Raw genomic sequence first — 23,224 nt, forward strand, 5'->3', positions numbered from 1 at the left:
GTGCCGGATCAGTGCCCGGTGGTGTCGGAGTCGGTGGCGGCCTGCTCACCCCGGTCCAGCGCGGAGAGCGCGGCGACGTCCTCCGGGGCGAGGGTGAAGTCGAAGACGTCGATGTTGCTCTTCATCCGGTCCGGCGAGGCGGTCTTCGGGATCGGGATGAGATCCAGGTCGAGGTGCCACCGCAGCACGACCTGCGCGGGGGTACGGCCGTACCGGTCGGCGATCCCGGTCACCACCGGGTGGGTGAGGAGTTCGCCGCCGTGCCCGATCGGCCCCCAGGACTGGGTGGCGATGCCGTGCTCCCGGTGGTACGCCCGGGCGGCGTCCCGGGTCAGCGTCGGATCCAACTGGATCTGGTTGACGTCCGGCGTGACGTCCGTGGCGGCGCGGATCCGGTCGATGTGCGCCGGCTTGAAGTTGGAGAGCCCGATGGCCCGTACCCGGCCGTCCCGGAGCAGGTCGGTCAGGCCCAGGAAGGCGTCGACGTACCGGTCCTGCCAGGGCATCGGCCAGTGGATCAGATAGAGGTCGAGGTAGTCGACGCCGAGCTTGCCGACACTGTCCCGGAACGCCTCCTGCACCCTGTCCCGGCCGTGCCACTCGCCGTTGAGCTTGCTGGTGACGAAGAGTTCCTCCCGGGGCACCCCGGAGACGCGCAGGCCACGGCCGACACCCACCTCGTTGCCGTACTTGTAGGCGGTGTCGATCAGCCGGTAACCGGCCCCGATCGCCTCGGCGACGGCCCGCTCCGCCTCGGCGTCGTTCAGCGGCCAGGTGCCGAAACCGAGCTGCGGTATCCGGGCACCGTTGGCCAGCGGTCGGGTCGGCACGGTCGACTCTGCGTTCATGTGGTTGATCTCCTGCGCTCGGGGTCCGGCCCGGCGGCGCGGGCCGGCGTGGTGCGACGTTCCTGATCAACCTACCCGCGCCGACGTACCGGCCGTCCAGGTGGCGGCACCGTGAAGTGGGGCTCAGCCGGGGCCGTCGACCAGGTCGAGCAGGGTACGGGTCAGCGTGTTGCGGGCCAGCGGCACCTTGAAGGCGTTGCCGGGCAGCGGTCGGGCCTCGGCGAGTTCCGCCTCGGCAGCCTCCCGGAACCGGTCCTCCCGGGCCGGGCCGCCGCGCAGCAGCTCCTCGGCCCGGCCGGCCCGCCACGGCTTGTGCGCCACCCCGCCGAACGCGATCCGGACGTCCCGCACCGTCCCGTCCACCAGGTCGACCGCCGCCGCCACCGAGACCAGCGCGAACGCGTACGCCGCCCGGTCGCGTACCTTCCGATAGCGGGACCGGGCGGCGAAGGCGAGCGGCGGTACCTCGATCGCGGTGATCAGCTCGCCGTGCGCGAGTACGGTGTCCTGGTGCGGTTCGCCGCCCGGCAGCCGGTGCAGTTCGGCCATCGGGATGCGCCGCCCGCCCCCGGGACCCTCGGTGTGCACGACGGCGTCCAGTGCGACCAGTGCGACCGCGAAGTCCGACGGATGGGTCGCGATGCACTCCGGCGAAGTGCCGAGGATCGCGAGTTCCCGGTTGTAGCCGTCGATCGCCGAGCAGCCGGTGCCGGGCTCCCGCTTGTTGCACGGGGTGGTGACGTCCTGGAAGTACACGCAGCGGGTGCGTTGCAGCAGGTTCCCGCCGGCGGTCGCCAGGTTGCGCAGCTGGCCGGAGGCGCCGGAGAGCAGCGCCTGGGAGAGCACCGGATAGCGGCTCCGGACCAGTGGGTGTGCCGCCAGCTCGCTGTTCGGGGTGGCAGCACCGATCAGGATGCCGCCGTCGGGCAACTCCTCCACCTGGTCCGAGGTCAGCCGGCGTACGTCCACCAGCAGGTCCGGGGTGGCCACCTCCAGCTTCATCAGGTCGACCAGGTTCGTCCCGCCGCCGAGGAACGCGCCGTTGGGTGCCTCGGCGAGCAGTGCGACGGCACCGGTCACGTCCTCGGCCCGGGTGTACCGGAAGGGCCTCATCGCCGGGCCAGTTCCTGGATCGCCGGCACGATGTTCGCGTACGCGGCGCAGCGGCAGAGGTTGCCGCTCATCCGTTCCCGGATCTCGTCGGCGTCCAGCCCCGCCCGGCCTCCGTCGCCGGCCGGGACTCGGTCCGCGGTCACCGCGCTCGGCCAGCCCGCCTCCGCCTCGCGCAGCATCGCCACCGCCGAGACGATCTGCCCGGGCGTGCAGTAGCCGCACTGGAAGGCGTCGTACTGGATGAAGCACTGCTGCATCGGGTGCAGTTCGCCGTCGGGTGCCAGGCCGGCGGCGGTGACGATCTCGGCCCCGTCGTGTGCCACCGCGAGGGCGAGACAACTGTTCACCCGCCGCCCGTCGAGCAGGATCGTGCAGGCACCGCACTGCCCATGGTCGCAGCCCTTCTTCGGGCTGGTGTTGCCCAGTCGCTCCCGGAGGGCGTCCAGCAGGGTGGTCCGGGTGTCGACGGTGACCCGGTGAGCGGTCCCGTCCACCCAAAGGCTGACCTCGGCATCCATCCTTCCGGCCTCCCGTGGTCGCGTCGCGGACGAACACCCCCCAAAGTAGCTACAGCAATGCAGTAAAGGGTTCAAATGCGCAAACCCTCGCATGGGTACGGAACGCGCCGGTCGCTGCCGGGACCCTGAGGAGGCCGCCAGCACGGCGGTGCTGCCCCCGGCCGAGGGCGTGCCGGCCGCCGTGGTGGCGTGGGCGACAATCGACGCCATGCGGTTCGGCATCCTGGGCGCGACCGAGGTGTACGCGGGCGACGGCCGGCGACTCGCCGTCGGTGGTCCGCGGCTGCGTGCCCTGCTGGTACTGCTGCTCCTCGACGCCGGCCGGGTGGTCTCGGCGGACCGACTGATCCAGGGCCTGTACGGCGACGCCCCGCCCAACCGGGCCGCGAACGCGTTGCAGTCCCAGGTCTCCCGGCTGCGCCAGGTGCTCTCCGGCGTCGACGGGCCGGAGCCACCGGTGGAGTTCCACCCGGCGGGCTACCGGATCGCGGTGGAACCGGAGGACGTCGACCTGCACCGGTTCACCCGGCTGGTGGCGGAGGGCCAGCGCGCGTTGTCCCGGGGTGACCGCCGGAACGCCGTCGTGCTGTTGCGCGCCGCCTCCCGGCTGTGGCGCGGCGAGCCGCTGGCCGACGTCCGGGAGGCACCCTTCGCCCGGGCCGCGGCGATCCGCCTCGACGAGTTGCGGCTCGCCGCCGTCGAGGACCGCGTGGCGGCGGAACTCGACATCGCCGGGGCCGGACCGTCGGTGGCGGAGCTGCGGGAGCTGGTGGCGGCGTACCCGTTGCGGGAGCGACTTCGCGGCCAGCTCATCCGCGCGCTGCACGTCGGCGGTCGCCGGGCCGAGGCGCTGGCCACCTTCGAAGAGGCCCGGCGACTGCTCGCGGCGGAACTCGGCACCGACCCGTCTCCGGAACTGGCCGCGCTGCACGTGGCCGTGCTGCGCGACGATCCCGCCCTGCTCCCGGCCGAAACGGGCCGCCCCGGTCCCACCCCTGCAAGGCCCGCCAGTCCAGCCGCCGATCCCGGCAGGCCGGCGGCCGATGCCCCCACCCCGGCCGCCGCCGATGCTGCCGGCCCGGCCGCCGCTCCCGCCGTGGTCGATGGCGAGGCGGCCAGCGCCGACGGGGAGCTGTCCGGGGCGGCTGTCGGGCTGCCCGGGCAGCTCAGCAGCTTTGTCGGCCGGGACGAGGAACTGGCCCGGGTCGGCAAGCTGCTCGGCGAGGGGCGCCTGGTCACGCTGCACGGGCCCGGTGGCGCCGGCAAAACCCGGCTGGCGATCGAGGCGGCCGGTCGGCAGCCCGGCGAGGTCTTCCTGGTCGAACTCGCGGCGGTGGCCGCAGGTGCGGACGTCGCCTCCGCGGTGCTGGCCGCGCTGAATCTGCGGGACGCCGCGCTGAGCGCCCAGGGCGGCCCCCGGGACGCCGCCGACCGGCTGGTCACGGCGCTCGCCGACCGCAGCCTGCTGCTGGTACTGGACAACTGCGAGCACCTGGTCGCCGACGCCGCCCGGCTCGTCGCCCGGCTGCTCGGCACCTGCCCGAAGGTGCGGGTCCTGGCCACCAGCCGGGAGCCGCTCGGGCTCACCGGCGAGGCGCTCTGCCCGATCTCCGGGCTGCCCCTGCCACCGGCCGAGACCGCCGCCGAGGCCGCCCCGGGGTACCCGGCCGTCCGGCTCTTCGTCGAACGGGCCACCGACGTGTCACCGGGCTTCACCGTCGGCCCCGACAACCTTCCCTCGGTACTGCGGATCTGTCGCACCCTCGACGGCCTGCCGCTCGCCATCGAGCTGGCGGCGGCCCGGCTGCGGGCACTGCCGGTCACCGAGGTGGCGGCCCGGCTCGACGACCGGTTCCGGCTGCTGACCCGGGGCAGCCGGATCGCCCAGCCCCGGCACCAGACGCTGCGTGCGGTGGTGCAGTGGAGCTGGGACCTGCTGGACGAGGCCGAACAGCGGTTGGCGCGCCGGCTGACGATCTTCGCCGGCCCCGCCGACCTGGCCGCCGTCGAACGGGTCTGCGGACCCCTCGACACGGGCGCAGGCGACGCGGAGCTGCTCGACGTGCTCTCCAGCCTGGTGGACAAGTCCCTGGTGGAGGCGGGCGGCGGGCGCTTCCGGATGCTGGAGACGGTACGCGCGTTCGGCGCCGAACGGCTGGTCGAGGCCGGCGAGGCGGAGGAGCTGCGGCGGGCGCACGCGGGGTACTTCCTCGAACTGGCCCGTACCGCCGACCTGCGGCTGCGCGGCGCGGACCAGTTGGACTGGCTGCGGCGGCTCGACGGCGACCGCGACGACCTGCACGCCGCGCTGCGCCGGGCGATGGCCGCCGGAGACGTCGCTACCGCGCTGGAGCTGGTCGCCGCGCTCTCGTTCTACTGGTGGCTGCGCGGCCTGCGGGGTGAGGGGGCCGCGCTGGCCGCCCAACTCGTCGAGCAGCTCGGCGGCGACCCGCCCCCCGAACTCGCCGAGGAGTACGCCCTCTGTCTGCTGCACGCCTCGCTCGGCGGGTACGGTTCGGGGCCGCAGGGTGTCGAACCGGCAGCCACGATCCTGTGGAGCCTGGGCCGTCCACCCCGGCAGCCGTTCCTGCTCTACCTGTCCGGGGTCGCCAACGGTCCACCGCCGGAGATGGCGGCGAATCTGCTCAGCACCCCCGAAGGCTGGATCGGGCTCATCGGAACCGACCCGTGGAGCCGGGCGCTGGCGGCGCTCGGCATGGGGATGGTGCTGATGCTCGAAGGTCGCTACGAGGAGGCGTACACCAGGCTCGACCAGGCGTTGGCCGACTTCCGGGCCATCGGGGAGCGCTGGGGGACGATCCTGGTGCTGACGATCCTGATCGAGCTGGCGTACCGGCGCCGCGACCACACCCACTCCGAACTTGTCGACGAGGCGCTGCGGCTGGCCGACGAACTCGACTCGATGCTCGACATGGCGGAGCTGCTGCGTACCCGGGGCGACGGTCGGCTCGGCATCGACGACCTGGTCGGAGCCGAGGACGACTACCGGCGGGTGCTGGAGCTGGCCGTGCCGGCCGGGGCGCCGGAGCTGCTGGCAGCGGCCCACCTGGGGCTCGGCGAGATCGCCCGGCGGCACGGTGACCTGGACCGGGCCCGGCGGCTCTGCGAGCAGGCGTTGGCGGAGTGCCCGACCGGCTGGTTCGGGGCGGAGGGGGTACGGCTCGCGGCGCTCGTCGCCCTGGGGCAGATCCTGGCGGCGGCCGGTGACGAGGCAGGGGCGCGGGCCCGGTTCCGTCAGGTGCTGGGCGCCACGGCGGGAGTGTGGGAGCTGAGTACCCTCACGATCGCGATCGAGGGTCTGGTCGGACCGGTGCTCCGGGACGGCGACGTCGACCGGGCCGGCCTGCTGCTCGGCGCGGTTGCGGCGTTGCAGGCCGGCTACGGCAGCGCGGTGGCGATCGACGCCGCACCGGTCGCCGTCGCCACCCGGGCCCGGCTCGGCGAGCCGGCGTACCGGCGTCTGCTGGCCCGGGGTGCGGCGCTGAGCCGGGCGGCGGCGCTGGCGATGCTCGACGCCGGCTGACCGCGGGCGACCGCACCGGCCCGGCGGTGCGTGGCCGGTCAGCCCGGCGGTCAGCGATCGGTGCGGGACCGGTCAGGGCGGCCGTCAGCGATCGGTGCGTGACCGGTGCGCGCGGTCGGTGACCGTGTTCGGCATGACGACACAGACATCAGCGGTCGTGGCGGAGGGACTGCACAAGCGGTACGGCGCCACCCGGGCCCTCGACGGGTTCGACCTGCGCGTGCCGGCCGGCACGGTGTGCGGGCTGCTCGGACCGAACGGCGCCGGCAAGACCACGGCGGTCCGGATCCTCGCCACGCTACTGCGCTTCGACTCCGGCCGGGCTCAGGTGGCCGGGTACGACGTGGCCCGGCAGCCCGAGCAGGTCCGTGAGGTGATCGGGCTGACCGGGCAGTACGCGGCGGTCGACGAGATACTCAGCGGGCGGCAAAATCTGATCCTTTTCGGTCGGCTGCACCGTCTGTCGGCTCGGGCGGCCCGGCGCCGCGCGGACGAGCTGCTGGAGCAGTTCGGGCTGACCGCCGCGGCGGGCCGCTCGGCGGCGGAGTACTCCGGCGGGATGCGCCGCCGGCTGGACCTGGCGGCCAGTCTGATCATGACCCCCCAGGTGCTCTTCCTCGACGAGCCGACCACCGGGCTCGACCCGCGCAGCCGCAACCAGCTCTGGTCGGCGGTACGGAGCCTCGTCGCCGACGGCACCACCGTGCTGCTGACCACCCAGTACCTGGAGGAGGCGGACCAGCTCGCCGATCGGATCCTGGTTGTCGACGCCGGCCGGGTGGTCGCGGAGGGCACCTCGGCCGAGCTGAAGGCGCGGATCGGGGCGGACCGGATCGAGGTGGTGGTCCGGCACGCGGCGGAACTCGGCACCGCCGCCGGGATCGTGGAACGTTCCTCCGCCGGGCCGGTGACGCTCGACGCGGAGATCCGGCAGCTCAGCGCCCCGGTCCTGGACCGGGTGGCGGCGCTCGGCGACGTGATGCGGGCGCTGCGGGACGCCGGGATCGCGGTCGAGGACATCGGGTTGCGCCGGCCGACCCTCGACGAGGCCTTCCTGCACCTGACCGGGCACCAGGCCGGGGCGGCGCAGCCGAACCGGGCAGGGGTGCCGGCGTGACCGGGCCGGTGGCGGGACGGCCGGACCGGCCGGGTCGGTACGACGACGAGTGGAACGGGGTGACGGCATGACCAGTACGTTGCAGGCACAGCACCGGGCGTCGCAGGCGTCTCCGGCAAGGCGGTCGGCCGGGCGGTCGGCCGGGCGGTCGGCCGGGTTCCGTCGGGCGGTTACCGACGGTTGGGTGATGACCGGCCGGAACATGGCGCACGTGGTCCGTTCGCCCGAGGAGATACTCATCTACTTCAGCCTGCCGATCATGTTCGTGCTGGTCTTCGGCTACGTCTTCGGCAGCGGGATGGCGATGCCCGGCCAGGGCAGCTATCGGGAGTACCTGCTGCCTGGCGTCTTCGTGATGACCATGCTGTACGGGCTGGGCGCCACCGCCAGCGGTATCGCGATGGACGTCAGCCGGGGCGTGGTGGACCGGTTCCGGTCGATGCCGATGGCCCGGACCGCGCTGGTCACCGGGCGGGCCGGTGCGGACCTGCTCCGCGCGCTGCTGGAGATGACCATGCTGGTGGTCTGCGGCCTGCTGGTCGGCTGGCAGTGGCGCAACGGCCTGCTCGACGCGCTCACGGCGGTGGGGCTGATCCTGCTGCTGCGGCTCGCGCTCACCTGGGTCGGCATCTTCCTCGGCCTGATGGTGCCGAACCCGGACACCGTCGGAGTGATCGTCTTTCCGCTGGCCTTCCCGCTGACGGCGCTCTCCAACGTCTTCGTGGCACCGGAACTGATGCCGGACTGGCTCGGCGCGATCTCGTCGTGGAACCCGCTGTCGGCGACGGTGGCGGCCAGCCGTGAGCTGTTCGGCAATCCGGGGAGCGGCGGGGACTCCTGGGCGGCGCAGCACCCGCTGCTCCTGGCGGTCGCCTTCCCGCTGCTGCTGATCGGCGTCTTCGCGCCGCTGGCCGTCCGGCGGTACCAGCGGCTGAGCCGCTGACGGCGGTCGGCCGGGTGCGGGTGTGTGCCAGCCGTCGTGCGGCGCTCGTACCGAGTCTTCGGAAAACCGGTTTGGCGGAGCGCGGCGACGCTGCTAACTTCCGGAGGCCGTGCGAGAGACCGAGGAGGTGGTACCCGTGAACGTTTCGACATGGGTGCTCCCCTGCGGGGTCACGGTCGGGCGATAGGTCGTCCGGGAGCGCCGTTCGCGAGCACTCCCGAAAGGCACGACCGTGGAATTCACTGCTGAACAGCGCCTCGACGACGGCGTTCTCGAACGCGGATTCGCCCTCGGGGGGATCCCGGGCATCCTGTGGACGCCCGGATCCGCATCCGCGCCGGCCCCGCTGATCCTGCTCGGCCACCCCGGCGGACTGCGCAGGATGTACCCCCGACTGGTGGTCCGGGCCCGGCACTGTGCGGCGGAGGGCTTCGCCGCAGCCACCATCGAACTCCCCGGGAGCGGTGACCGGCCCCGGTCCGCCGCCGCCGAGGAGGCCCGCGGCGACCTGCACCGGGCGCTGGCGGCTGGCGAGCCGGTCGACGACGAGATCGTCGACCGGCTCGTCCTGCCACTGGTCGAGAAGGCGGTCCCGGAGTGGCGGGCCGCCCTGGACGCCCTCCTCTCGCTGCCCGAGATCGGCGGTCCGGTCGGGTACGCGGGAGGGGTGATCGCCATCGGCATCCGGCTGGCGGTGGTCGAGCCGCGCATCTCGGCCGCCCTGCTGTTCGCCGGGAGTTTCGTGCCCCGCACCATGTTCGAACAGGCCCGGCAGGTCACCATTCCGTTGCAGGTCCTGCTTCAGTGGGACGACGAGGGAAACGACCGGCAGTTGGCCCTGGACCTGTTCGACGCCTTCGGCTCCAGGGAGAAGACGCTGCACGCCAACATGGGCGGGCACACCGGCGTCCCGCAGTTCGAGGGGGACGACGGGAACCGGTTCTTCGCCCGGCACCTGAGGTGAGGCAGGGCCGTCAGGCCGGCGACAGTCGATAGGAGCTGCCGGCGGTACGCGGCGGTCCGGGTCAGGCGGTGTCGAACTGGGCCTCGGATGAGGCGGTGTCGAGCTGGGCCTCGGATGAGGCGGTGCCGAGCTGGGCGTCGAGCAGTGCCGAGGCGGTGAGCGCGGCCAGCCCGTCCAGCCCGGCACCCTGGGTCACGGCCCGGCTGGCCGACCCGTCGTAGACGATGGTGAGCTGCCTGGCCAGCGTCTCCGGGTCGCGGGCACCGGCCAGCCGGGCCTGCTCGGCGAAGAAGTCGGTCAGCCGGCCCTTGTAGCTGCGGGCCACCACGCTGGCCGGATGGTCGGGGTCCCGGAGTTCGACCGCCGTGTTCAGGAACGGACATCCCCGGAACTCGGGTGAGCCGGACAGCTCGTCCAGGTGGGCGAAGACGGTGAGGATCCGCTCGCGCGGGTCGAGACCGGAGGTCTGGTCCGGCAGGTGTGCCGCGACCACCCCCGGGCCGCACGCGTCGAGACTCTCCGCCACCAGGGCGTCCTTGGTCTCGAAGAGTTGGTACATGGTCCGCTTGGAGACGCCGGCCACCTGGCAGAGCCGCTCGACCCCGGTGGTCGCGATGCCCTCCCGGTGGAAGAGCGCGGCCGCCGCCCGGAGCAGCCGGTCGCGCGGGGTCGCCGGGTTGGTCGTCGAGGTCATGTTCGCAGCGTACCCGCCCTGCTTGCGGATGGAAACCGATCGGTTTACGGTGGTGGAAACCGATCGGTTTTCTACCTCTCCCCGAAAGGCACCATGATGCAGATCAGAGACGCCGTCGTCCTCGTCACGGGCGGCAACCGTGGGCTCGGCCGGGCGATCGCCGCCGAGGCGCTGGCCCGGGGCGCCCGCAGGGTCTACGCCACCGCCCGCGATCCGCGTACTGTCACCAACCCCGACGTCGTGCCGCTGGCACTGGAGATGACCGACCCCGAGTCGGTCGCCGAGGCCGCCCGGCGGGCATCCGACGTCACCGTGCTGGTGAACAACGCGGCCGGCCTGGTCGCCGCGAACTTCCTCGGCTCGCCGGTGGAGGACGTCCGCCGCGAGTTCGAGGCGAACTTCTTCGGCCCACTCGCCGTGACCCGGGCCTTCGTGCCGGGCATGGTCGCGGCCGGCGGTGGCCACCTCCTGACCATCCACTCGGTGCTCTCCTGGCTCGCCCTCTCCGGCTCCTACAGCGCATCCAAGGCGGCACTCTGGTCGATGAGCAACTCGCTGCGGCTGGAACTGCTCGCCAGGGGTGTCGGGGTGACCGGGCTGCACGTCGGGTACGTCGACACCGACATGGCCGCGCACCTCGACGTGCCGAAGGTCGCCCCGGAGGACGTCGCCCGGCAGGCCCTGGACGGGGTCGAGGCCGGCGCCCACGAGGTACTCGCCGACGACGTGACCCGCCGGGTGAAGGCCGGGCTCTCGGCGGATCTCGCCGCCCTCTATCCGCAACTCGCCGCCGCCTGACCCGGGCTGTCCGGGGCCCTGGGTTCGGGACCGGTTTATCGGCAGCTTGACGCGAAATCCGATCTCCCTTTATCGTCTTGGCGACGAAAACAGGGGAGGGGGCGCGTCATGGCCGACGTGACCAGGCGGCTGTTCCTGCGACACCTGCGCGGGGCGCCAACCACGTGGATCCGACACTCCGTGCGGGGCAGCGTCCGACACGAGGGGGTCGGGCAGTCCTTCTGGTACCGGCCGCTGGTCGGCGTACTGAGCGAGGTGCCGGTCGACGACCGCGAGCTGCCACTGCTGTTCCACGCCCGGACCGGTGACTTCGCCGACGTCACCGTGCAGGCGACGGTGACGTACCGGATCGCCGACCCGGCGCTGGCGGCGAGCCGGCTGGACTTCTCGGTCGACCCGCACAGGGGCGTCGCCCGGGGCCGTCCGCTCGACCAGATCGCCACCCTGCTGGCCGAGCTGGCCCAGCAGCCGGCGCTGGACCTGCTGGCCCGGGTGCCGCTGGCCGAGGCGCTCACCGACATCGCGGCGGTCCGCGAGGCGGTCTCGGCGGCGCTGCGCGACGAGGGCCGGCTGACCGACGTGGGTGTCTCGGTGGTCAGCGCCCGGGTGGTGGCGGTGCGGCCCGAGCCGGAAATGGAGCGGGCGCTCCAGACACCGACCCGGGAGACGGTGCAGGTCGAGGCCGACCGGGCCACCTACGCACGCCGGGCGCAGGCGGTCGAGCAGGAGCGGGCGATCGCCGAGAACGAGTTGCAGAACAAGATCGAGCTGGCCCGCCGGGAGCAGCAGTTGGTGGAGCAGCACGGCGCCAACTCCCGGCGCAAGGTCGAACTGGAGGCCGCCGCCGACCTGGCGGGGGCCCAGGGCAAGGCCGAGCGGGAGAAGGTGACGAACGCGGCGGCGGCCGAGCGGGCCCGGGTGCTGGCCGCCGCCGAGGCGGAGAAGGAGCGCACCCTCGCCGGAGCGAAGGCCGACGGGGTACGCGTGATCGGGCTCGCCGAGGCCGAGGCGGAGACGGCCAGGCTGGCGGCGTACCGGGACCTGCCGCCGGAGGTGCTGCACGCGCTGGCGCTGCGCGAGGTGGCCGGGCAGCTTCCCGAGATCGGCCAGCTCACGGTCACCCCGGATATGCTGACCGGCCTGCTGACCCGGCTGTCCCGGTGAGCGCCACGCTGGCGCCGAGGGTCGTCGTGGTGAGCCGGCGCAGCGAACTGGACGAGTTGCTGGCCCACCACGGCACCCGGGCCGCCGCCGGCTACTACCTGCGCCAGCGGGGGCGCGACCTGACCGAGGTGGTGACCCGGCACGAGGCGCTGCAGGCGGCGCTGACCACGGTCGGATCGGCCATCCCGGCGGACTGGCGGCGGGGTCGGGTGGACCGGGACGACCTGGCCCGGTTCCCGTTCGCGGCCGAGGACATCGTGCTGGCGGTCGGCCAGGACGGGCTGGTCGCCAACGTCGCCAAGTACCTGGACGGGCAGCCGGTGATCGGGGTGGACCCGGAGCCGGGGCAGAACGCCGGAGTACTCGTCCGGTTCGGGCCAGAGGCGGTCGCCGGGCTGGTGACCGCGGTGGTCGCCGGGCGGGCTCCGGTGCGGGACCGGACCATGGTCCGGGCCACTCTCGACGACGGCCAGGAACTGGTCGGGCTGAACGAGATCTACGCCGGTCATCCCGGGCACCAGTCGGCGCGCTACCTGCTCTGCATCACCGACGGCCGCCGCGAACGCCAGTCCTCCTCCGGACTGGTGGTCGGCACCGGGACCGGCGCCACCGGCTGGTGCGCGTCGATCGCCCGGGAACGGGCCGCCGCACCGCCGCTGCCGGCGGCGGACGAACCGGCGCTGTGCTGGTTCGTCCGCGAGGCGTGGCCGTCCCCGACGACCGGCGCGTCGCTGACCGCCGGGCGGCTCGGCGCGGACGAGACGCTGGAAATCGTCGCGGAGCGGGAGCGGCTGGTGGTCTTCGCCGACGGGCTCGAGACCGACCACCTGACGATGGTCTGGGGGCAGCGGTTGACCGTCGGCCCGTCGACCCGGCGGCTACGGGTGGTCGAGCCGGTATCCGTCGCTGACGTCGATTCGGAGGCATGGGCATGAAGTCCGCCCCGATTCGCGCGGACGCCCGCTCCGGGCGGGCGGCGCCGGGCCGTCGACGGAGGTAAAGCGGGCCGGCGTCCGGGCCTGCCTGTTCCGGAAGCGGCGAATCAGGCCGGCGTCCGGGCCTGCGCTCCCCGGTCGAGGTGAGCGCCGGGCGGAGTTCGTTGACGTTCACCCGGAAAATTCGCCGGTACGGCCGGCTGGACCGGCAGGCTGCTCTCCGGTGGAGGCGCCGTCCAGGGCAGGATGCCCTCGGACGCACCGGCCACCCCGGCCTCGCCGAGCAGGGCTTGCCCGATCCCGGCGACGCCGGTCAGCAGTCCGGGATTCTGCCTGGCCCACCGTGAGACGGCGCCACTGCCCCGGACGAGCCGGGCGGTCCGGCACAGAGTGCGGGTGGCGGCGTCGACGGTGGACGCGTGCCGCACCGGTGTCGCGAAGCCCTGCCGCGCGACGGATCTGACGATCATCAGGTTGCCGGCCAGTCCGTGACACAGGACCATCCGGTCCATTCCCTCCTCGGTCAGCCAGTCGAGCGACCGGATCGTCGTGACGAGCCCGGTCGCGGTCTCCTCGCTCAGGTGGGGTGCACCGAGCAGTCGCCAGGTCAGGGAGCGGGCCAGCGTGATGCCCGGGGCGCCGTGGCACCAGGCGACGGCGTACCGCCGAACGCCGCTGGAGCCGCGCGCGGCCGGCTGGAGCCGGAAGTCGGGCCAGTTGCGTTGGACGCGAGAGAAGCGCCGTCGTTCGTACTCGACGGCGTCCAGGGCCACGCTCCGGAACCGGCCGTCGCCGGTCGCCACCGCGAGATCGGCCAGGGCGAGCGCGATACCGGCGCAGCCGTGGGCGAGTCCGGTCAGCGGTACGTTGCTGCGCACCTGCGGCTCGCGCCAGGCGACCGTGTCGGCGACCCGGATCGTCCGGGTCAGTAGCGCCCGGCCGACCCGCTCCGCCGCGTCGAGAACCGGCCCGTCCACCCCCTCCCGGGCCAGCGTCAGCAGCCCGGAGACGGTACCGGCGAGACCCGCCAACCAGTCGTTGCCCGCGCAAAGCAGGTCGCGGTCGAGCCGGTCACGGACGATCCGCGCGCCCAGTGCCCAGAGCTCGGGGTGATCCAACCGGTGCGCGGCCCGCAGGAGGTTGGCGGCGACCCCGGACCAGCCAAGGTGGTAGCCGGCCTGATTCGGCGCCATCCGCTGCTCGACCTGTCGTGCGGCACAGCGGAAGGCGCCGACCGCCGCGTCGGCGAACCGGTCGTCGTCGACGGTCTCCGCCAGCGTCGCCAGGAAGGACGCCACGCCGGCCGTGCCGGAGTAGACGTCCGGACCGATCGCCGTCCAGTTCTCCCGGCCGTGCGACCCCCACCAGGTGCACCTGTCGCCCCACCACATCGCCTCGGCCAGCAACACCTCGCCGATCGCCATCGCGGCCCCGAGCGGGTCGGCCGCCCCCGGGGCGGCGGCGAGCGGAACGGCCGCGACAGGGTCGGCCCCGAGCGGTCCGGCCGGGCCCAGGGCTGCCGGCCGGGGATGTCCACGGCCGTCGGGTGTTCCGGCTGCCCGGTCGCCGGTTCGGTTGACCAGCCGGAGCAGCGGCGGTTCCAGGTCGGTGGAGCCGGCGTTCCGGTAGGGCGCGACGATCGAGACGCCGTTCTCGTCCAGCCACCTGATCAGCTCCTCCGCGCGCCGCTGCGGTCCGCGCGCCTGCCGCGCAGCCGGTGTGCAGAGCGCCTCGGCGAGCAGCCGGCACCGGTGCTGCCCGAAGCTCTCGCCACCACCCGGGTCCTGCGCCACGCCGACGCCGCGCAGCAGCGGACTGGTGAGCGGAGGAATCCGGTCCCCGAGCACCGGCTCCAGCTCCGGATGGCGCCGGACGACCACCTCGACCACGGCCGGCAACAGCGCACCGGCCACGTACAACACGGCGGAGTCGCAGCGCTGGTAACCCTGCGCGGTGTTGGGCAGCTTGAGGGTGAACGGTATCGAGCGGGTGTTCAGATCGGTGCTCAGCAGCCGGGTGAGCATGGCGGCGCCGTCGGCCGCGATGTTCCAGTAAAGCCGGATCGTCTCGCCCGGTTCCGGTGGGGCGACGCTGCCGAGGACGAAGCAGAAGCCCGGCTGCGCCGCACGGAGGAGAGGCGACTGCCGTACGGTGAGCGCGTCCCCCGGTGACCTGCCCGAACCAAACTCGGCTACCGCCGTCCGGGGCACCAGGAAGGAGATCCCGTCGCGGGTGGCGACCACGCCCTCGGGGTGCGAGCGGTCGAACCGCCAGTCCCGGTCCGGCGGGCCGGCGCCCACGATGTTGTCCCGGATGTGCTCGACGAAGGCGGCGTCCGGCGCGCTGCCGCCCGGCTGCCCCCGCAGGCGGGTGGGGACCGGAGCGCCGGTGACGAAGAAGTGCTGGTAGAGGTGCAGAGCCAGGGTGGACCGGATCGGCGTCGGCGCTGGCCGGTGGGCGGTGTTCCTCGGAGGGACGGCGGAGACTCGCTGCCCGAACCAGACGAAGCGTCGTTCGTCCAGGACCCGGACGTACCTGGCGAGATCCGCCACCTGCTCCCGGTACGAGGTCATGATCCGTCCATCCGTCAGCTCAGCGGGATGCCGAGCAGGTGGCGAACGCCCTCGTAGGGACGCCGGGCGAGATTGTGTGCGAGTTGGAGTGCCATGACGCACCGGGGATCGAGGCTCTCCTCTCCCACGCTGAGCTCGAAGATCGACCACAGCAGTCTGACGACGGCGAACCGTACGGCCCGGTCGAGCGCAGCCCGGCGTTCCACCGCCGTGAGCCGTCGCCCGGTGGCGTAGCCGCGCCAGAACGCCGCGACCGCCTCCTGCAATTCGGGTACGGACAGCGCCGACCGGGAGACCAGCGTCTCGACCGATCCGGTCGTCGGATCGGGCATCGAGCCGAGCCACGAGTCGAGGTAGGCGGCGATGACGCAGCCCACGTCCCAGCAGGGTTCGCCCAGTCCGGCGGATTCGTAGTCGACAAGAACCGGTCGTGCGACAGCGTTGCCGGACGCGGCCCGCAGGACGACGTGCGGCCATCTGACCTCGCCGTGGATCCAGGTCGTACGGCGCCAGCTCTCCCGGCAGCGCGCGAGGGTGGCGGTGAGGGTCGCGTCCTGCTGCACGCACCGGACGAGCCGGGTCGTGGCGGCGCCGAGATACTCACGGAAGGCGACAGGTGGCGCGTCCAGCCGGAGTGCCGGCGGCAGTGGCGCGTACGGATCGCCGGCCACCGGGGGAAGGTCGTGCAGCGCGGCGAGTACCCGCCCGAGCCGCCGCCCGAGCCGAGTGATGAAGCGCCGGGACGTGATCCGGACCGGGTCGGACGGTCGGGACGGTTGGATCGCTTCCAGCACCAGCAGCGGCAGGTCCGGATCGTGCCGGATCAGGCGGGGTCCGATGCCCCGGAACTCCTCACGGGGCGACAGGGCCTGGTAGACCAGGGCCTCGTGCCTCACCGTCGCCTGCTGTTCGAGGCTGGTCGGATGCTTCAGGAAGTAGCAGCGGTCCGGGCCGGCCTCGACGACGTGACTCGAACTGCGGCTGCTTCGGATGGTCACCACGATGTCGCCAGGATCGACGCCGTCCCAGGGCAGGAGCCCGCGGTCGAGTAGGTAGGTCAGCAGGCCCGCGGGTGACGACAGTTCCGGTACGGCGCTGCCCGGCGCGGCCGGGCGGGACGCGGTGGAGGGTCCGGTCACCTCGGGCAGAAGATCGTGCAGAAGCAGGTCTGCTGTTCGATGGTGACCTGAGGGCGACAGAAATAGGGATAGGTCTGCGGGTAAGCAAGTGCGGCCTCTGCGGTGAAGTGTCCGCGCCGCAGTCTGGACCGCGTCGCCGGGGCATCGTTGCCGGACCGCTCCGTCCCTAGCCCGGTCGAGTACGGCCCCCGGAGGAAGTCCGCGTGCAGGTCGGCAGAGGTGGTGTGCACGTGTTCGACAGTGGCCGAGGCGCGGACGACGACGACACTGGGATCGAGGGAGGTGGCGTCGTCGTCGGCCTGACGGCTGGCGACGATGTCCGCCTCGGCGATCCGCAGGTAGCTGTCCAGGCCAACGGTCAGATAGAGCCGCCAGTATCCGTCCGCACCGTCCCTGCCCAGGAAGCCGTGCAGTTCGACGACGTCGGGGGGCGGCTCCTGGGGCGCCGGCCGAAGGTCGTCGACGAGACGGTCCTGCCGCAGTGGCGGTCGTCGGGGGACGGGATCCGCTTCCTCCTCCGGCATGGCGGCACTCCTCTGCGGTCGCTGCGGAGAATCGGCACGAGCGGTTCACGCTACCAACGGCCGGCGGCCGGAATCTCGACGCGACCGAAGCGCTCAGATGGCGCAAAGTCGATCAATTCTGTCGTGCCCAGGGATCTGGCGGGGCGTCAGAAGGTCGCCTTCGGGGCGCCCTGGCCCTGATCGACCCGGGTCGGCCCGGCGGACGAGGGGCGTACGTCGACGTCGAAGATCGCGGTCGGCAGGTACACCGTCGCGCACGCGTTCGGAATGTCCACCACCCCGGAGAAGCGCCCCTCGATCGGGGCGGCGCCGAGGATCAGGTACGCCTGCTCCGGGCTGTAGCCGAAGCGGGACAGGTACTCGATCGCGTGCAGGCAGGCGCGCTGGAACGCGAGCTGCGAGTCGAGATAGCGCTGCTCCCCGTCGGTGCTGACCGAGATGCCGGAGAAGGCCAGCCACTGGCTGTACTGCGGAGCCACGATCCCCGGCAGGAAGATCGCGTTCTCCGACACCCCGTACATGGTCATCCCGCCCTTGATCACGTCCACGTGCAGGTCGATGAAGCCGCCCATCTCGATCGCACCACAGAAGGTGATCTCACCGTCGCCCTGGGAGAAGTGCAGGTCGCCCACGGAGAGGTTGGCGCCGGGGACGTACACCGGATAGAAGACCCTGGTTCCCTTGGTCATGTTCTTGATGTCCTGGTTGCCGCCGTTCTCCCGGGGCGGCGCGGTCCGGGCCGCCTCCGCCGCGACCCGATCGAAGTCGCCACCGGTCAGCGAGCCGAGGATCGCCCCGTCCGGCAGTGGTGGCAGCGACAGCGGCGGTACCCGGTCCGGGTCGGTGGCCCGCAGCGCCCCCTCCCGCTCGTTCCACTTCGCCAGCAGCGCCGGCGAGGGGGCGGTACCCATCAGACCCGGGTGGATCATCCCGGTGAAGGTCACCCCGGGAACGTGCCGGGAGGTGGCCTGCTGCCCGCTGAAGTCCCAGATCGCCTTGTACGCGTCCGGGAAGTAGTCGGTCAGGAAGCCGCCGCCGTTCTGCTTCGGGAAGATGCCGGTGTAGCCCCAGCCCTGCCCGGCGAGCGGGCCCGAATCCTCCTGCGGGATCGGCCCCACGTCGAGGATGTCGACCACCAGCAGGTCGCCGGGCTCGGCACCACTGACCGAGAACGGGCCGCTGAGCGCGTGCACGATCTCCAACGGCGCGTCCCGGACGTCCTCGGCCGAGTCGTCGTTGTGGATCGCGCCGTCGAACCACTCCCGGCAGTGCACCCGGAACGACTGGCCGGGGCGGACGGTGGCGACCGGCGGGATCTCCGGATGCCACCGGTTGTGGCCCATCAGTTCCTGCTCGGTGAACTTCTTCGTCGAGTCCAGCGGATACAACAGCTCGGGCATCGCGGCTTCCCTTTCACCCGTCAGGGTCGTGGCAGACGGGCGTGCCCGGGATGGACCGGCCGGGCCGCCGCGCCGCGTCGGCCGGGGACCCGGGACACCACCTCCGGTGCTTCGGCGCTGCGGCCGGCCCAATCGAGGGCCGCGACCAGAGGCCGCGGCATGGCACGCAGCGACGGCGCCGAGAAGACCCGGGCGGCCTCCGCCGCGCAGGTCGCGCAACGGAGCCGCGCGGGAGCCTGCCCGATCGGAAACCGGGCCGGGATGACCCCGTCCCGGGGACACCGGTACTCGTACGTCGCCACGGGTTCAGGATCGGACCCGGTGGGGCGACTTCGCAGGCTAATGCCGCAATTGGCGGCCGACGGGTGGGCTGCCCGGGTGGCGGGGGATCAGTCGACGACCGTGACGTCCTTCCAGAAGGCGACCCGGTCCCGGACCATCTCGGCGTCCGGCTTCGGCTCCGGGTAGTACCAGACGGCGTCGACGCTGCGCCGGCCCTCGTGTTCCAGGGTGTAGTACGACGCGGTGCCCTTCCAGGGGCAGACGGTGTGCGTGTCCGACTCCCGTACCAGGTCGTCCCGCAGGGCCGTACGCGGGAAGTAGTGGTTCCCCTCGACCACGACGGTGTCGGCGCTCTCCGCGATGACCAGATCGTTCCAAATGGCTTTCGGCATCAGCCCAGACTATTCCGGTCAGACCGGGCCGGCACCCGACCGGCGTCTCGGACCGGTCCCTCCCGGCCAACTGGTCGATCCGCCCGGCGGCGGGGCGGTGAACGGGGCGTCTCCGGCGGGTGAAGGAAAGCGCCGAGTCACAAAAGGTCACTGCAAGATATTGACTTGTGATCTGCGGACAGCCATCCTCGTCGATATTCAACCCCCGCTCGGTATGGAGGACCCCTTGTTCAGACGTACCGTCAGAATCCTCGCGGCGCTCACCATGGCCGCCGCGGCCACCCTCGTCGCGACCGTGACCACCGCCGGCCCCGCCCAGGCCGACGGCTGCTACGCCTGGGGCCGGACCCTCTCGGAGGGAATGTCCGGCGAGGACGTACGACAGTTGCAGATCCGGGTCGCCGGTTACCCCGGCTACAACGCGGTACTCACCATCGACGGCGCCTTCGGTCCGGCCACCCGGGCCGCGGTGGTTCGCTTCCAGCAGGCGTACGGGCTCGGCGCCGACGGCATCGCCGGCCCGCAGACGTTCGACCGGATCTACGCCCTCCAGGACGACGACTGCACCCCGGTGAACTTCAGCTACGCCGAGCTGAACAACTGCAACTCGGACTGGTCCGGCGGCGCGGTCTCAGCCTCCACCGCCCGCTTCAACGCCCTGGTGAACATGTGGAAGCTCCAGGCCATGCGGCACGCCCTCGGCGACCAGCAGATCCGGGTCACCAGCGCGTTCCGCAGCCACGCCTGCAACAACGCGGTCGGCGGCTCGGCCACCAGCCGGCACCTCTACGGCGACGCGGTCGACCTCGGCGTCAACCCGCACTCCCTGTGCCGCCTCGCCCAGCAGGCCCGTAACCACGGCTGGCGGGAGATCCTCGGCCCCGGTTACCCCGGACACAGCGACCACACCCACGTGGCGCACAAGTCGAGCCGTACCTGGTCGGCGAGTTCCTGCGGAGTCTCCTGACCTCATCCCCGGACGCCCGTCGGCGGCGGGGCGGGGCGACGGGACGGTCGACGGCGAGACGGGCCCGGCGGCCCGACGCATGCGGCGGGGGGGGGGGGGGGGCCGCGGGGCGGGGCCCCCCCCCCCCGCGGTCGGGTGACGAAACCTCAGTCTTCCGGGGGCAGCCAGCCGAGGAAATGCGTGGCCAGCGTGACCGCGTCGCTGCGCGGCTGGTCGGCCAGTGCGGTCAGCAGCTTGCGAGCGAGGTGCATCCGCAGCCCCTGCCGGTCGTCCTGGTACATGGCGAGCAGGACGAGCCGGGCCGGCTGGCAGGGCCATTTCGCCCCGCAGGCCCGGCAGAGGAAGAGCGGGCGGGTATGGACGTGTGGACGACGGCGGCTGAGGAGCGGCCGGGTCATGCTGTTCGCTGATCCTCGGTACGCCGACCGGGCCGGCCGCCCGGCTCGGGCCGAATCACCGCACCGCACGTTCCGCGCGCCCGCTGCGGCCCGCGCGGTGAGCCTGGGCCGGGGCCATCGGACCGACCCGGCCGACCTCGTGGGAGCCGGGGGAGTTCCGGAGCGGGAACCGGCTGTTGACGGCACGGGCGCGCGGCACCGGAGGCGGCGGGTCCGGCGGTCCGGCCACGGCGCGAACGCCGGCCGGTGGCGGCGGATCCGGGAGTACGACCACCGCCCGGTCCGGGTCCGGCGGCGGCGGGTACGGCATCGGGACGAGTTCGACCGAGTCCGGGCAGCGCCAGCGCCAGCCACATCGGCAGTACCGCCAGAGTCGCCGCCAGTCCCGGCGATGGCGCGCCTTTGTTCGACCTACCGGAATCATTAGCTTCTTCTCTCCTCGAAAATGGGATCGGGGCCGATGCGAGCGGAAGTTCGTCCCTTCCACAGTGGCCTTCCCGGTCCTATCCTCGGAAGGCGTAGCGCCGGATTGTGGGTGGTCACGGCGCATCGTGAGCGGTGTGTGGCGCGCCGGTCGGACCTGTGAGGACGGTGTGAGCATGGATGATCGAGTTCGCTATCTTCTCGACGAACTCCGACTGACCCGGGACGCGCGCGGAATGACGCAGGAGGATCTGGCCGGCCATATTCCATGGGCGGCCTCCACCATCGCGATGATCGAGAGTGGGCGTCGTAAACCACCGCCCGGTTTCTGGGCCGCCGTCGACGGCGCCCTACAGACCGGCGGCGCACTCGGCCGCCTCGCCGCCCGGCTCGGCTCCTCCCAGTGGTTCATCGACTGGTGGACCGTCGAAGAGGGAGCGGTGTCGTTGCGGTCGTTTCAGGCTCTGGTCGTGCCAGGCCTGTTACAGACCGAGGCGTACGCCCGAGCGGTGCTCACCGAGGCAGGGTTGACCAACCTTGAGGAGGCGGAGCGTCGGCTCGCCATGCGCCTCGCTCGCCAGGCGGTACTGACCCGGGAGGCCCCGGTGGACTTCACGGCCGTACTGGACGAGGAACTGTTGCACCGCCCTGTCGGTGGGCCGGCTGTCATGCGTGAACAGTTGGACGCACTGGTAGCCGCGTGCGCCCTGCCGCACGTGCGGCTGCACGTCGTCCCCATGTCGGTCGGCGCGTACCCCGGACTGAACGGTCCATTCGCGATCGCCACGGCGCGGGACCGGAGCGAGACCGGCTATCTCGACAACCAGTTGGCTTGGCAGGTGATCGAGAATGCGGACGACCTGGCGGTACTACAGCGGGCATGGGAGGCCGTTCGGAGTGAGGCGCTTCCACGGCAGCAGTCCGCCGAGTTGATACAGGAAGTGGCGGAGAAGTGGATCTGACCGGCGGCAAGTGGATCAAGAGCAGCCGGTGCGGTGATACCGGTGTGGCTCGTCGGCAACCTCGCCCCGCGTCCAGCTGACACCCGATCTGCCGGACACCGCCGAGACCCGCGCATACTCCCGCTACGAGGGCGTTGCCGTGTCCGGTCATCGGGCCGCGCACCCTGGTTTCCGGTCGAGACTCCCCTGAGATTTCTCCGGGTACCGGTGGGCACCTTCGGCAGATGTGCCCGGGTGCTCTCGCGGGACAGTCTGCGGGTATGCGAATACCTTCTCGACGCTGGTTGCTCGGCGGGCTCGTGGCACTGCTGGCCGTGTCGGTACCGGCCGCCGCCCCGGTGGCTTCGGCCGGGACCACGCCACCCGCACCGCCGCTGCGGCTGAGCCTGCCCGAGCCGACCGGCCCGTATCCGGTCGGCACCAGCGAACTGCACCTGGTCGACGCCGCCCGCCCCGACCCGTGGGTGCCGGGGCGGCCGAGAGAACTGATGGTGAGCCTCTGGTATCCGGCGCTCACCGCCCACGGCGGGCGGCCGGCGCCGTACCTGCCACCGCTGGCGGGGCAGCGGTTCGCCGCGCGCACCGACGCGCAGCTCGGTTTCCCCACCGGCCAGGTCGACTGGGCCGGGATCGCCACGCACGCCCGGACCGGTGTGCCGGTACGCCCCCGGCACGGCGGCCACCCGGTCGTCCTCTTCTCACCCGGCGGGGGAGTGCCCCGGGCGAACGGCACGATGCTGGTGACCGAACTGGCCAGCCGGGGGTACGTGGTGGTGACGGTCGACCACACCTACGAGACGCCGGAGCTTGAATTTCCGGGCGGTCGGGTCGAGGTGCAGCAGCTTCCCGACGTCGACCCGACCGAACTCAACCACCGGATGCTCGAGACCCGGGTCCGGGACACCCGTTTCGTCCTCGACCAGCTCGCGTTGCTCGCCCGGGGTGGCAACCCGGACGCCGAGGGACGGCGACTGCCGCTCGGCGTCGGCGCTGGGCTCGACATGTCCCGGGTCGGGATGTTCGGCCACTCCGCCGGGGGCTTCACGGCGGCCGAGACGATGCTGCTGGACCGCCGGCTGGACGCCGGGGTGGACATGGACGGCAGTCTCGCCTACAGCTTCTCGGCCGGGGACTTCGGCGACGTCGTACACCAGGGGTTGGACCGGCCGTTCCTGCTGATGGGGGCCGGGCAGAGTTCCGGGGCGCCGCACACGCACCAGCACGCCCGGGACTGGGCGGGCTTCTGGGCGAAGTCCACCGGCTGGAAGCTGGATCTCCACGTGGCCGAGGGTGAGCACTTCACCTTCACCGACCACCAGGCACTGCTGCCGCAGCTCGCCGAGGTGTTCCCGCTGCCGCCGGATCTGGTCGCCGGATCGATCGGCACCGTCGACCCGGACCGGATCGTCGGGTCGCTGCGGGCCTACCTCGGGGCCTTCTTCGACCAGCATCTGCGGGGACGGCCGCAGCCGCTGCTTCGGGACCCGTCGCCCCGGCACCCCGACGTGACCTTCGTGCGGCCCTGA

At 72.5% G+C, this 23,224-nt stretch carries 20 protein-coding genes; 10 read left to right on the forward strand and 10 right to left on the reverse strand.

The features are described 5' to 3' along the window. Positions 1-8: 8 nt before the first annotated feature. The 3 genes from V1634_RS15265 to V1634_RS15275 form a co-directional block, all read right to left on the reverse strand. On the reverse strand, positions 9-848 hold the full coding sequence (locus V1634_RS15265; RefSeq protein WP_331208471.1) for an aldo/keto reductase: 840 nt from the start codon (positions 846-848) through the stop codon (positions 9-11). A gap of 123 nt (positions 849-971) precedes the next feature. After that, entirely contained in the window at positions 972-1,961 is a 990-nt protein-coding gene (locus tag V1634_RS15270) for an FAD binding domain-containing protein (RefSeq protein WP_331208472.1), read from the reverse strand. After that, the gene (locus tag V1634_RS15275; RefSeq protein ID WP_331208473.1) at positions 1,958-2,479 is read right to left on the reverse strand and encodes a 2Fe-2S iron-sulfur cluster-binding protein; all 522 of its coding nucleotides are present in this window, start codon (positions 2,477-2,479) and stop codon (positions 1,958-1,960) included. Before V1634_RS15275 ends, V1634_RS15270 begins: the two co-directional genes overlap by 4 nt. A 91-nt stretch (positions 2,480-2,570) precedes the next feature. Here V1634_RS15275 and V1634_RS15280 point away from each other — a divergent pair, with 91 nt between their 5' ends. The 4 genes from V1634_RS15280 (at position 2,571) to V1634_RS15295 (ending at position 9,047) form a co-directional block, all read left to right on the forward strand. Next, positions 2,571-6,023, forward strand: coding sequence for an AfsR/SARP family transcriptional regulator (locus V1634_RS15280; protein WP_331208474.1), 3,453 nt, complete (start codon positions 2,571-2,573; stop codon positions 6,021-6,023). 133 nt (positions 6,024-6,156) lie between these two features. Beyond that, a complete protein-coding gene (locus V1634_RS15285) occupies positions 6,157-7,140 on the forward strand; it encodes an ATP-binding cassette domain-containing protein (protein WP_331208475.1) in 984 nt (327 codons plus the stop codon). A 187-nt stretch (positions 7,141-7,327) separates the two neighbouring features. Next, complete coding sequence (locus V1634_RS15290; protein ID WP_331208476.1) at positions 7,328-8,083, forward strand: ABC transporter permease; 756 nt, start codon at positions 7,328-7,330, stop codon at positions 8,081-8,083. 232 nt (positions 8,084-8,315) lie between these two features. Then, entirely contained in the window at positions 8,316-9,047 is a 732-nt protein-coding gene (locus V1634_RS15295) for an alpha/beta hydrolase family protein (RefSeq protein ID WP_331208477.1), read from the forward strand. Between the two features lie 61 nt (positions 9,048-9,108). On the opposite strand, the gene V1634_RS15300 is transcribed toward V1634_RS15295, so the two are convergent. Continuing rightward, complete coding sequence (locus V1634_RS15300) at positions 9,109-9,741, reverse strand: TetR/AcrR family transcriptional regulator (RefSeq protein ID WP_331208478.1); 633 nt, start codon at positions 9,739-9,741, stop codon at positions 9,109-9,111. Positions 9,742-9,837: 96 nt separating this feature from the next. Here V1634_RS15300 and V1634_RS15305 point away from each other — a divergent pair, with 96 nt between their 5' ends. From V1634_RS15305 to V1634_RS15315, 3 genes are all read left to right on the forward strand, one after another. After that, positions 9,838-10,539, forward strand: coding sequence for an SDR family oxidoreductase (locus V1634_RS15305; protein ID WP_331208479.1), 702 nt, complete (start codon positions 9,838-9,840; stop codon positions 10,537-10,539). 108 nt (positions 10,540-10,647) lie between these two features. Next, complete coding sequence (locus tag V1634_RS15310; RefSeq protein WP_331208480.1) at positions 10,648-11,703, forward strand: SPFH domain-containing protein; 1,056 nt, start codon at positions 10,648-10,650, stop codon at positions 11,701-11,703. Then, the gene (locus tag V1634_RS15315) at positions 11,700-12,638 is read left to right on the forward strand and encodes a diacylglycerol kinase catalytic domain-containing protein (protein WP_331208481.1); all 939 of its coding nucleotides are present in this window, start codon (positions 11,700-11,702) and stop codon (positions 12,636-12,638) included. Before V1634_RS15310 ends, V1634_RS15315 begins: the two co-directional genes overlap by 4 nt. 107 nt (positions 12,639-12,745) lie before the next feature. On the opposite strand, the gene V1634_RS15320 is transcribed toward V1634_RS15315, so the two are convergent. From V1634_RS15320 to V1634_RS15340, 5 genes are all read right to left on the reverse strand, one after another. Continuing rightward, positions 12,746-15,211, reverse strand: coding sequence for a lanthionine synthetase LanC family protein (locus V1634_RS15320; protein ID WP_331208482.1), 2,466 nt, complete (start codon positions 15,209-15,211; stop codon positions 12,746-12,748). Positions 15,212-15,225: 14 nt separating this feature from the next. Then, positions 15,226-16,350: a phosphotransferase family protein gene (locus V1634_RS15325; RefSeq protein WP_331208483.1), complete on the reverse strand. Its 1,125-nt coding sequence runs from the start codon at positions 16,348-16,350 to the stop codon at positions 15,226-15,228. Next, positions 16,347-16,874 (reverse strand): hypothetical protein, encoded by a 528-nt coding sequence (locus V1634_RS15330; protein WP_331208484.1) that lies wholly within the window; start codon positions 16,872-16,874, stop codon positions 16,347-16,349. The genes V1634_RS15325 and V1634_RS15330 overlap by 4 nt, the downstream gene beginning before the upstream one ends. A gap of 146 nt (positions 16,875-17,020) precedes the next feature. Continuing rightward, entirely contained in the window at positions 17,021-18,274 is a 1,254-nt protein-coding gene (fmdA, locus tag V1634_RS15335; RefSeq protein WP_331208485.1) for a formamidase, read from the reverse strand. A 389-nt stretch (positions 18,275-18,663) separates the two neighbouring features. Next, on the reverse strand, positions 18,664-18,948 hold the full coding sequence (locus V1634_RS15340; RefSeq protein ID WP_331208486.1) for a DUF427 domain-containing protein: 285 nt from the start codon (positions 18,946-18,948) through the stop codon (positions 18,664-18,666). 226 nt (positions 18,949-19,174) lie between these two features. On the opposite strand from V1634_RS15340, the gene V1634_RS15345 reads away from it, so the two are divergent. After that, entirely contained in the window at positions 19,175-19,915 is a 741-nt protein-coding gene (locus V1634_RS15345) for a D-Ala-D-Ala carboxypeptidase family metallohydrolase (RefSeq protein ID WP_331208487.1), read from the forward strand. Between the two features lie 146 nt (positions 19,916-20,061). Here the strand turns inward: V1634_RS15345 and V1634_RS15350 are convergent, their stop codons facing one another. Then, on the reverse strand, positions 20,062-20,313 hold the full coding sequence (locus tag V1634_RS15350; RefSeq protein WP_331208488.1) for a flavin reductase: 252 nt from the start codon (positions 20,311-20,313) through the stop codon (positions 20,062-20,064). A 599-nt stretch (positions 20,314-20,912) separates the two neighbouring features. On the opposite strand from V1634_RS15350, the gene V1634_RS15355 reads away from it, so the two are divergent. Further along, entirely contained in the window at positions 20,913-21,698 is a 786-nt protein-coding gene (locus V1634_RS15355; RefSeq protein ID WP_331208615.1) for a helix-turn-helix domain-containing protein, read from the forward strand. Between the two features lie 260 nt (positions 21,699-21,958). Continuing rightward, a complete protein-coding gene (locus tag V1634_RS15360; RefSeq protein WP_331208489.1) occupies positions 21,959-23,224 on the forward strand; it encodes an alpha/beta hydrolase family protein in 1,266 nt (421 codons plus the stop codon).

Origin of the sequence: Plantactinospora veratri (genome assembly GCF_036421995.1) — a bacterium.
Taxonomy (GTDB): domain Bacteria; phylum Actinomycetota; class Actinomycetes; order Mycobacteriales; family Micromonosporaceae; genus Plantactinospora; species Plantactinospora veratri.

Excerpts from the sequence above, each read along its gene's own strand:
- V1634_RS15265 (WP_331208471.1), bottom strand. The coding sequence starts at position 848 with ATGAACGCAGAGTCGACCGTGCCGACCCGACCGCTGGCCAACGGTGCC.
- V1634_RS15270 (WP_331208472.1), bottom strand. The coding sequence starts at position 1,961 with ATGAGGCCCTTCCGGTACACCCGGGCCGAGGACGTGACCGGTGCCGTC.
- V1634_RS15275 (WP_331208473.1), bottom strand. The coding sequence starts at position 2,479 with ATGGATGCCGAGGTCAGCCTTTGGGTGGACGGGACCGCTCACCGGGTC.
- V1634_RS15280 (WP_331208474.1), top strand. The coding sequence starts at position 2,571 with ATGGGTACGGAACGCGCCGGTCGCTGCCGGGACCCTGAGGAGGCCGCC.
- V1634_RS15285 (WP_331208475.1), top strand. The coding sequence starts at position 6,157 with ATGACGACACAGACATCAGCGGTCGTGGCGGAGGGACTGCACAAGCGG.
- V1634_RS15290 (WP_331208476.1), top strand. The coding sequence starts at position 7,328 with ATGACCGGCCGGAACATGGCGCACGTGGTCCGTTCGCCCGAGGAGATA.
- V1634_RS15300 (WP_331208478.1), bottom strand. The coding sequence starts at position 9,741 with ATGACCTCGACGACCAACCCGGCGACCCCGCGCGACCGGCTGCTCCGG.
- V1634_RS15305 (WP_331208479.1), top strand. The coding sequence starts at position 9,838 with ATGCAGATCAGAGACGCCGTCGTCCTCGTCACGGGCGGCAACCGTGGG.
- V1634_RS15310 (WP_331208480.1), top strand. The coding sequence starts at position 10,648 with ATGGCCGACGTGACCAGGCGGCTGTTCCTGCGACACCTGCGCGGGGCG.
- V1634_RS15320 (WP_331208482.1), bottom strand. The coding sequence starts at position 15,211 with ATGACCTCGTACCGGGAGCAGGTGGCGGATCTCGCCAGGTACGTCCGG.
- V1634_RS15330 (WP_331208484.1), bottom strand. The coding sequence starts at position 16,874 with ATGCCGGAGGAGGAAGCGGATCCCGTCCCCCGACGACCGCCACTGCGG.
- fmdA (WP_331208485.1), bottom strand. The coding sequence starts at position 18,274 with ATGCCCGAGCTGTTGTATCCGCTGGACTCGACGAAGAAGTTCACCGAG.
- V1634_RS15340 (WP_331208486.1), bottom strand. The coding sequence starts at position 18,948 with ATGCCGAAAGCCATTTGGAACGATCTGGTCATCGCGGAGAGCGCCGAC.
- V1634_RS15350 (WP_331208488.1), bottom strand. The coding sequence starts at position 20,313 with ATGACCCGGCCGCTCCTCAGCCGCCGTCGTCCACACGTCCATACCCGC.
- V1634_RS15355 (WP_331208615.1), top strand. The coding sequence starts at position 20,913 with ATGGATGATCGAGTTCGCTATCTTCTCGACGAACTCCGACTGACCCGG.
- V1634_RS15360 (WP_331208489.1), top strand. The coding sequence starts at position 21,959 with ATGCGAATACCTTCTCGACGCTGGTTGCTCGGCGGGCTCGTGGCACTG.